The sequence below is a fragment of the Brevundimonas sp. genome, from assembly GCF_018608325.1.
Classification (GTDB): domain Bacteria; phylum Pseudomonadota; class Alphaproteobacteria; order Caulobacterales; family Caulobacteraceae; genus Brevundimonas.
This window is the reverse complement of sequence record NZ_JABAZW010000003.1, coordinates 1-2,457: the sequence shown is the minus strand read 5'-3', so window position 1 is coordinate 2,457 and position 2,457 is coordinate 1. Positions and strand designations below refer to the sequence as shown.

Below are 2,457 nucleotides of genomic sequence, written 5' to 3'. Positions count from 1 at the left end.
ATTGTTGTCGCCTGCGTGTTACCGCCTCAATCGTCTGGCGATCTCGTTTTCGATCTTCACCAGTTCGCGATTTTTCTCAGCCGAGGCTTCTGCGCGCGACACGCCGATCGGGCGGCCGGTGATTTCCGCAATCGAAATAGGCTGGGCGCAGATGCGGTTGTCCATGTCGTACCATTTGCCCGCCGCCTCGCAGCGTTTGCCGGGCGCGACCCAATAGCTCTGGATGGCGAAGACGCCGATGATCGACAGTCCGAAGACCCCGGCGAACAGCATGGCCAGGCGGGGAAAGGTCAGGAAACGCTTCATCGATTGATCCGTTGGGTGTGGAGCACAGCAAAAGCTTGACCCCACGTTACGTTGACAGGCCTTCGCGACCGCTCCATGTCCCTGCCTCTACATTCAGGCGATTTCACGGATAGACCCATGAAGGTACTCGTCCCCGTCAAACGGGTGATCGACTATAACGTCAAGGCCCGCGTTAAGGCGGACCAGTCAGGCGTCGATCTGGCCAACGTAAAGATGAGCATGAATCCCTTCGACGAGATCGCCGTCGAAGAGGCTGTTCGTCTTAAGGAAGGCAAGGAACATCACGCAGCCGGAACGGCGACCGAGATCGTGGTCGTCTCCATCGGCGTGACCCAGGCCCAGGAAACCATCCGCACGGCGCTCGCCATGGGCGCGGACCGCGGCGTGCTGATCCAGTCGGACGCCGACCTGGAGCCGCTGGCGGTCGCCAAGCTGCTGAAGGCTGTGGTCGAGGAAGAAAAGCCCGACCTGGTCCTGATGGGCAAACAGTCCATCGACGGCGACAACAACGCGGTCGGTCAGATGCTGGCCGCTCTGCTGGACTGGCCGCAGGCGACCTTCGCCGGCAAGCTGGTCATCGATGGCGGCAAGGCTACGGTGACGCGCGAAGTCGACGGCGGCCTGCAGACGGTTGCGGCTGAACTGCCCGCCGTCGTGACGGTGGACCTGCGTTTGAACACGCCGCGCTACGCCAGCCTGCCCAACATCATGAAGGCCAAGAAGAAGGAGATCGCTGTGAAGGCGGTCGCCGACTATGGCGTTGATGTCGCCGATCGTCTGAAGGTCGTGAAGGTCACCGAACCGCCCAAGCGTTCAGCCGGGGTCAAGGTCGCCGACGCCGCCGAACTGGTTTCCAAGCTCAAGTCCGCGGGAGCGCTGTAATATGGCTGTCCTCGTTATTGCCGATCACGACGGCGCCGCCGTTCGCGACACCACCAACAAGACTGTGACCGCCGCTCTGGGCCTGTCGTCCGACGTGGACGTTCTGGTCGTGGGGCAGGGCGCGCAGGCCGCCGCCGACAGCGCGGCCAAGATCGCCGGCGTCCGCAAGGTCCTGCTGGCTGAAAGCGCCGGTCTGGCTCACGGTCTGGCCGAAGCGGTCGAAGCGACCGTCGTGCCGCTGGCCGCCAACTATGATGCGATCCTGACCCCGGCCTCGACCGACGGCAAGAATTTCGCGCCGCGCATCGCCGCCAAGCTGGACGTCGCCCCGATCTCCGACATCGTCGAGGTCGTCTCGGCCGACACCTTTGTGCGTCCCATCTATGCGGGCAATGCGCTGGAGACGGTTCAGTCGTCCGACGCCAAGAAGGTCATCACGGTTCGTCCGACGGCGTTTGCCGCTGCGGCAGACGGTGGTTCCGCCTCTATAGAGAGTGTCGCTGGCGCCGAGGCGTCCAAGACGGCTTTCGTCTCCGAAGAAATGGTCAAGTCGGACCGTCCTGAGCTGGGCGCCGCCAAGATCATCGTCTCGGGCGGTCGCGCCCTGGGTTCGGCGGAAGAGTTCCATGCTGTCATGGAGCCCTTGGCCGACAAGCTGGGCGCCGCCATCGGCGCCTCGCGCGCGGCGGTCGATGCGGGCTATGCGCCCAATGACTATCAGGTCGGCCAGACCGGCAAGGTTGTCGCGCCTGCACTCTATGTCGCTATCGGCATCTCGGGCGCGATCCAGCATCTGGCGGGCATGAAGGACTCCAAGACCATTGTGGCCATCAACAAGGACCCCGATGCGCCGATCTTCCAGGTCGCGGATTACGGTCTGGTCGCGGACTATAAGACCGCAGTGCCGGAGCTTCTGGCGGCGCTGGGCTAAGGGCTGAAACCGGGTCGAACAACGAGTTTTGAAAAAGCTTCAGTGTTCGGTTGACTCGGGTCGGGCGGGGGCCTAAACCCCGCCCCTCTTCGCCGCTCCTCGCGGCGGCGAGCTGATCGATTTTCTCTTGAAAAAGAAAAGGTTGACAGGGATTTGGACGGGCTCTAAACCGCCCCACTCCAACGGGCCCCTCGGGGCTCAAGAGGCAAGACCTTCCGGGGTTTTGAACGAAAGAAAAAAACTTCAACGAAGTGTTTGACTTTCAAAACTGAGGCGATTACACACCCGCCTCCGCCGACGACACCGGCGCTAAACAAGTCGGGCCGCTGTAGCGGTTT

At 62.6% G+C, this 2,457-nt stretch carries 3 protein-coding genes; 2 read left to right on the top strand and 1 reads right to left on the bottom strand.

From position 1 onward, the window contains the following. Nucleotides 1-18: 18 nt before the first annotated feature. Complete coding sequence (locus QZ281_RS00145) at nt 19-306, bottom strand: hypothetical protein (protein ID WP_292223178.1); 288 nt, start codon at nt 304-306, stop codon at nt 19-21. Between the two features lie 117 nt (nt 307-423). On the opposite strand from QZ281_RS00145, the gene QZ281_RS00140 reads away from it, so the two are divergent. Together QZ281_RS00140 and QZ281_RS00135 are read left to right on the top strand one after the other, a co-directional pair. Next, entirely contained in the window at nt 424-1,188 is a 765-nt protein-coding gene (locus QZ281_RS00140) for an electron transfer flavoprotein subunit beta/FixA family protein (protein WP_201098866.1), read from the top strand. A gap of 1 nt (nt 1,189) precedes the next feature. Continuing rightward, nucleotides 1,190-2,119, top strand: a complete 930-nt coding sequence (locus tag QZ281_RS00135) for an electron transfer flavoprotein subunit alpha/FixB family protein (RefSeq protein ID WP_292223173.1) — start codon at nt 1,190-1,192, stop codon at nt 2,117-2,119. Nucleotides 2,120-2,457: the final 338 nt, after the last annotated feature.